Here is a 5,927-nt window from a genome sequence, read left to right on the forward strand (position 1 = left end):
CGACAGCTAATCCCGACATCCATGACCCCATTCAAATCATGGTAGCCCAGTGATTCAGAGATCAGATGAAAACGCAACTGTAATGATAGGTCTTGTCCTTGCCCTTGAAGCGGGTCATCAGACCGGACGCCGCCTCGTAGAGCGCGCGCCCTACATCGGCATCGCCGTCATGAAGGACAGCGCCATCACAGGCCAGACGCCGGGGATCGCCATGAAGCGGCGGCACAACTCGCTCTGCGCCACCATCTTAGCCGGCAATCCTCCTTCCACAGCGCCGCCCGCGCCGTCAGCATAGCGTCCATCAACTCGGCAATGAACGGATCATCCGCCGCGGCCTCGCGCACCGCCTGGTCGAACTTGCTGCGCGAGATGCCGCCGAGCTTGATCCCAAAACTCTTGAGCGAATGGCGGACGGCGTTCTCCAGGTCGAGAAACCTGCGTTTCAGGTTGCGCCGGTGTGTCAGAAGCAGGCGCATCCGGTAGCAACTCTCCGTTTTCACATGCGCGGCGCGGAACCCGCCGGTGCGCATGATATAGGCAATGCCGAGGGTGTCCTTCTCGTCGGTCTTGTTGCGCTGCGCCGACATCGCCGTACGTACATGCACCGTCTCCAGGCAGGTCGCTGGCAGGCCGAGCTTCAGCAACTCCGGATGCAGCCAGGGTGACAACGATCCCGCCTCAAGACCGACGCGCCTGAGCCGCGTCACAAACGGTTTCAGTACGGCGAACAGCGCATCCGGCTCGGTCGCGACCTTCACTGTCAAATGCACCTCGCTATGATTATCGACGACGCATACCGCCGTCTCCTCGGTCGCGACATCCAGCCCACAAAAGAATTCCATCGTCCGCCTCCTGCGTGGTTTCGGGGACGATACTTTAGCGCCACTCACGACCACTGCGCCCGCAGATGGGGCGCCTGGCAAATTACGGGCGGCCGTTCGCCCTTTCTGACCTTTCCGCCCTTCCAACTGGAAATGCAGCCAGGCGCGACCCTGCCTGACTGCACACCGGAACCAGCGCGAACAGACGCGGGAGCGCCATCGTCACGGCGCTCTCCCGTCGTCGGCCCGCGTGATGAGCATGCCGCCGTCACGCGGCTCCGCATCGGGGCGCTCGCGCACCGGAACGGTCGGACGAGCGTCGCCTGATGTGCCGATGGTCTGCACCGGATCGGCGCTTCGCCTGTCGCTCGGACGCATGACGAAGAGCGGCGCATCGCGCCAGTCGGGCGGCGGTGGTGGTGCTGGCGCGGATGTTTCGGGTGTGACCGCGCTGCCCGGAACCGGCGCAAGTGCGGTGACATAGGCGCGCGTCTCGGCGGGCAAGGCGCGGCCGGTCGTGCGATGTTCGTCGTAGCGGCCGGGACCGGCATTGCAGGCCGCGAGCATTGCAGCGACATTGCCGTAACGGTCCCACATCTCGTGCAGATAAGCCACGCCCTCCATGATGTTGTCGCGCGGATCGTAGGGATCGCGGCCAAGGCCATGACGAACGCGCAGGCCCACCCAGGTATCGGGCTTGACCTGCATCAATCCCATCGCTCCGGCCGACGGGATTGTGCGCACGCCACCCGCGCTCTCGGCGCGCAGCACGGCGCGAATCCAGCGTTCGGGAGCGCCGAAACGCTGGGAGGCTTCGGTGATGAAGCCGGCATAGGGATCGACGGAATTCACGCCCGCCACTGGTGCGGTCTGCGCCGATACGGCGACCGGACAGGCTGTGATCACGAGTACGCCAGCCAGCAGGAGACCGGCATATTGCACAATCTCCCTGTCTCGGCTCGCCCTCCAGCGTGCTCGCTGCGGTCAAGGGCAAGGCGCGACGTCGGCCAGAGGCTTCGCTGCGCGCGCCGGAGCGGGACGACGGGATGAGACGGCCTTTCTGCGAACAACGGGATGAGAGTTTTGAACGCGGGGATGACGCGATAGCGCATGGCTTTCAGTCCCGCCCGCCACGCGGGGCGGCTCCAATGCAGCGACCAGGCCGTCTTGTGTTGCCGTCCCGGAAAAAGTTGACGCGGATCGGCTGCGGCAAGGCGGGATCCTCGATCACCAGCGAAGTGTAGTCGCCGGCCTTTTCGCCGACATCCTTCCAGCCCGCGCCGACCTCCGGGCCATCTTCGACCCCGTGAAGGACGCGATAGGCGGGTGGCCTTGAGGCCGTCGATGCGGTCTTTCAGCGCCGGGTCGTCCAGATCGGCAATGCCCGCCTCGATAGCGCCATAGAGCCGCTTGAGGCGCAGTTCCGATTCTGTGGCGCGCTTGCTCAACTCGGCGATATGCTCGCGGCGGCGCCCTGCATGTTCCTCCCTGCGGTTGAGTACAGCGGCAAGAACGGTTTCCAGCCGCTCAGGCTGAAATAGCTGATTCTCAAGGTGATTGACGACAAGATCGTCCAGCTTTCCATCGGCACGGCCATGCCCTCGCAGGCGGTCGGACCCCGCCGCGCCTTCATCAAGCAGGCATAATAGCGATAGCGCCCGCCTTTGCCGGTGCGGATAGTCATGGCCTCGCCGCATTCGGGCAATGGATCAGGCCGGTCAGCATGGTTGGGCCACTGATGACGCGGACGGGTATGACCTTGGGATTGCGGGCTTTGAGCAGCTTCTGAACCGCCTCGAAGGTTTTGCGGTCGATGATCGGCGGGACGGGAACGGTAACAATCACGCTGACTGGCTTCAGTTCCTTGGCCTTGGGGCAGGACCTGTGGCAATGGCATTAAGGACAGGCCAGAGAATTTCCGGCTTCATGCTGTTGCCTGCGAACGAATGATTTAACTTGAATTCCTGCTCTCCAATCTTCAGCAGCCATGTCGCCGGAATGTCGGCGTGGACCGGGACGGGATCGTGGCTGCGGTGCATAGTCAGATGGCAAGAGCTATGTATCCACTGATCCGCGACTCCAGTGCCGAGGCATGGCGCGATGCCGAGGCAAAGGTCGCACAGATGGCTGCGAGCGAGGGGGCTGGCGGGCATGACCATCGCCGGGTTGTGGCGCATGGCCAGTAGCGGTTGCTGGATCTGCAACAGCGGGGATCTGCAACAGCGGGGCGAGGTGCTTTTACACCACGCCCGGCAAGTTCAGAGCAGGCGGTGCCGCAACCACCTGGCTGGTTGGCTCTGCCGAAGAGGTTGCCAATTCGCCGCGGGAATACGCCAGGCAGGGGATAACCAGGTTCATCCTGTTCGACACGCCCTATCTGCAACAGACCGGGTATCAGGGCCGCATCCTGCTGCCGCTGTTGCGTGGCGAAACCGTGCCTGCCTGATTGCTAAAGCGTTGATCGCGTGCCGTCCAAATGGGCCAGGGCGGATGCCGTGACCCATTTGGCGTGCGGTTACGGTCAACACATCATCGGGCGATGGTTTTGCAGATGGCGGTTTGCAAGCTTGCGCGCGCGGCGGCCCGAAGGCAGGGGGCGGGCTGGGGCTGGTTCAAACCCTTGCTCACCCAGTTGCGGGAAAAGCGTAAAGATCTCGTCCCTAGCCGCCTTGCCGACCGCTTGCAGGGCCTGTGCACCTGTATAAAGCGACTCGGTCAGCGCACCGTTCGAGATCACGACCTCATGCCGGTCAAAGAGCATGTGGAAATATTCAACCTCGGTCAGGTCGGTAGCGATGTCGATACCGTCAAGCAGCAGCAATTGCCTGGCGGCGACCAGCACTTCTGTGGCGCCGAACATCTTTTGTGCGATGCGCGAGCGGACCAGCACCCGATGCTGCGGCGAAAGCACAAGGTCCGAGGACGGCGTCCCGTTCCCCAGCGCCCCGGCCCGGATGCGGATGGGGCGCAGCTTGGGGTTGGCCGCCAGTGCGCGGGCATCCAGCTTGATCGAGCCGATCCAGCGGATGGGCTGCATGCCGTTATCGGCAGTCTGGATAAGGTTGCCGGGCCGCAGATCCTCGATGCAGCATTGGCCGTGATCGGTTTCGATCAACGTGCTGCCAGCAAAGCAGGGTACGCCGGTGTTGTCGAAGGTCAGGTCTTCGGGTGCAACGGGGCTGCCGTTGTTTTCAAGTCTGACGTTCAGATAGGGCAGGCCGTTCTGGCCGTCCAGCATGTTCAGCGTGCCGTCATCGGCCTGATCGGCCCGCATCCATTGCAGCGGGTTTTTATAATTCGTGCCGTGCAGTTTATTGTAGAGATCGAGATTGTAGTAAGAATAGCCCGCTTGGTGCAAGGCGATGAAGTCGTTGTTCGATTGGTCGCCGTCATGGATGTCCTGACCAGTGCCAGTATTAAAATCCGTGATCAGGACGTAGTCATTAGCAGGATCCAGGCCATTATACACGTAAAAATGGTCGAAACCTTCGCCGCCAGTTAAGGTGCTGTTTCCTCCGTGAAAAGAAAGAGTATCATTTCCCTCACCACCGTCCAGATAGTGGTCTCCGTACTGCGCAAATAGAAAATCGTTTCCGGCCCCGCCATAAACGGTGTCCTGACCGTACTCGGCGGTTATGATATCGTCGCCATCTCCACCTTCCATCCAGTCATTGCCGTATCCTCCGTAAAACAGATCGTTTCCTGGTCCGCCATACAGGGTATCGTTCCCGTCGCCGCCATATATGGTGTCATCGCCCTCGCCGCCATATACAAGGTCGTCGCCTGCTCCGGCATAAACAGTATCGTTTCCCAACCCTGCGTAAACGGTATCGTTGCCCGCCCCGGCCTCGATGTAATCGTCGTCTGATCCGGATTCACCAAAGCGACCAGTATTGTCCCCTCCGTCGATCACATCTCCATCGGGGTCGCCGGTGTAATTTGCGTCAATTAAATCGTCGCCATCCGTGCCTTGGACCTTGCCGTCCAGCGTTCCTTCCAACTTGCTTGCCGTAAGGTTATCCGGCGCGTCCGGAGAGCCTGTGGCACCGGAACCCGGCGCAAGATCGGTAGCCTCCCTGATTGATATACCCGTCGCGGTATAGCCAATAATCTGCCAATCACCCGGCGTGAGTTCGGCCCAGATGGCGAACATGGTAAAATTGCCGACGATCAGTGTAGATGAGCTGCCGTTTTCGCCGCCCTGCCAATCCAGCTCGGATTTATATCCAAGCATGATTTTGACTTCGCCATAGTCAACCCCGCCGTGAACGACCTTGGCTGTCTGCACCTGATCAAGACCGATTTCCTGACCTTGCGAGTTTTCGTACTTCTGATCCGGGCTTGAGCCGGGCGGATTATTCCCTCCGGTCGCCATATCATCCAGAGTTTGGTTGTAGTCGGAAAAGGTGATCCGGGTGGTGTCCAGCGAGGGGTCGTAGGTCTGGGACAGGACGAAATCACTGTCCGGATGTTCGGTGGTCGGCCCGCCGGAAATATTTTGCGAAGAGGTCAGCGTGAGCGTGTAAGGCATGGCGGCAGGGAACCTTCTGATCGATTGGTGCAAGTTCAGACAGAGGTAGTTTCGGGACTCAGCTGACAGGATGATCGTCAGTGCGGGCTACATAATTTCATGTGACCGCGGTATTTAATTACTCATTCTGGCGGAGGCCGGGTGAACAAGAAGCCGGCATATATATCTAATGTCCGAACGGCTTTCAAATCACATATATGTCAACCCATGGCGGGGCATATTTCCAAGTCGAAGAAATATTAGGTCATGTTTACAAATGGCGAAGCCAGAGCCTGATGCAGGCGATGTCGATGAAGCCGAGGAAACTGTCTGCGGTTTTGTCGTAGCGTGTTGCCAGGCGGCGACTGTTCTTGAGCTTGTTGAAACAACGCTCGACCATGTTGCGCAAGGTGTAGATGGTCATGTCGACGACCTTGCGCACCTTGCGGTTCTTTCGCATGGGGATCATGGGCAGCGCGTTACGGCTCTCGATGTCTTCTCTAATTTTATCAGAGTCATAGCCCCTGTCGGCGACCAACACGGCGGGCTGCGGAAGGTTGTCGGCCATCACCAGATCATAGCCCGTGTAGTCTGAA

General features: G+C 60.2%; 5 protein-coding genes and 3 pseudogenes. 1 reads left to right on the plus strand and 7 read right to left on the minus strand.

Annotated features, from left to right (window positions below):
* Positions 1-91: 91 nt before the first annotated feature.
* The 5 genes and pseudogenes from M511_RS18615 to M511_RS18635 form a co-directional block, all read right to left on the minus strand.
* Positions 92-842: pseudogene (locus tag M511_RS18615) on the minus strand (IS110 family transposase); the annotation flags it as partial.
* A 201-nt stretch (positions 843-1,043) separates the two neighbouring features.
* Entirely contained in the window at positions 1,044-1,763 is a 720-nt protein-coding gene (locus M511_RS18620; protein WP_254901074.1) for a lytic transglycosylase domain-containing protein, read from the minus strand.
* Positions 1,764-1,938: 175 nt separating this feature from the next.
* Positions 1,939-2,106: pseudogene (locus M511_RS18625) on the minus strand (DUF736 family protein); the annotation flags it as partial.
* A gap of 159 nt (positions 2,107-2,265) precedes the next feature.
* Positions 2,266-2,505, minus strand: a complete 240-nt coding sequence (locus M511_RS18630; protein WP_217809630.1) for a hypothetical protein — start codon at positions 2,503-2,505, stop codon at positions 2,266-2,268.
* A complete protein-coding gene (locus M511_RS18635; protein ID WP_217809631.1) occupies positions 2,502-2,666 on the minus strand; it encodes a recombinase family protein in 165 nt (54 codons plus the stop codon). Before M511_RS18635 ends, M511_RS18630 begins: the two co-directional genes overlap by 4 nt.
* A 212-nt stretch (positions 2,667-2,878) precedes the next feature.
* Here M511_RS18635 and M511_RS19515 point away from each other — a divergent pair, with 212 nt between their 5' ends.
* Positions 2,879-3,007, plus strand: a complete 129-nt coding sequence (locus M511_RS19515; RefSeq protein WP_254901075.1) for a hypothetical protein — start codon at positions 2,879-2,881, stop codon at positions 3,005-3,007.
* A 335-nt stretch (positions 3,008-3,342) separates the two neighbouring features.
* On the opposite strand, the gene M511_RS18640 is transcribed toward M511_RS19515, so the two are convergent.
* Together M511_RS18640 and M511_RS18645 are read right to left on the minus strand one after the other, a co-directional pair.
* On the minus strand, positions 3,343-5,352 hold the full coding sequence (locus M511_RS18640) for a Hint domain-containing protein (RefSeq protein ID WP_010394516.1): 2,010 nt from the start codon (positions 5,350-5,352) through the stop codon (positions 3,343-3,345).
* Between the two features lie 250 nt (positions 5,353-5,602).
* Positions 5,603-5,927 (minus strand): annotated as a pseudogene (locus M511_RS18645) (IS5-like element ISPko5 family transposase); the annotation flags it as partial.

The sequence above is a fragment of the Paracoccus sp. J56 genome (assembly GCF_019633685.1).
Lineage (GTDB): Bacteria > Pseudomonadota > Alphaproteobacteria > Rhodobacterales > Rhodobacteraceae > Paracoccus > Paracoccus kondratievae.

Coding starts and splice junctions, on each gene's coding strand:
- M511_RS18630 (WP_217809630.1), bottom strand. CDS start 2,505: ATGACTATCCGCACCGGCAAAGGCGGGCGCTATCGCTATTATGCCTGC.
- M511_RS19515 (WP_254901075.1), top strand. CDS start 2,879: ATGTATCCACTGATCCGCGACTCCAGTGCCGAGGCATGGCGCGATGCC.
- M511_RS18640 (WP_010394516.1), bottom strand. CDS start 5,352: ATGCCTTACACGCTCACGCTGACCTCTTCGCAAAATATTTCCGGCGGG.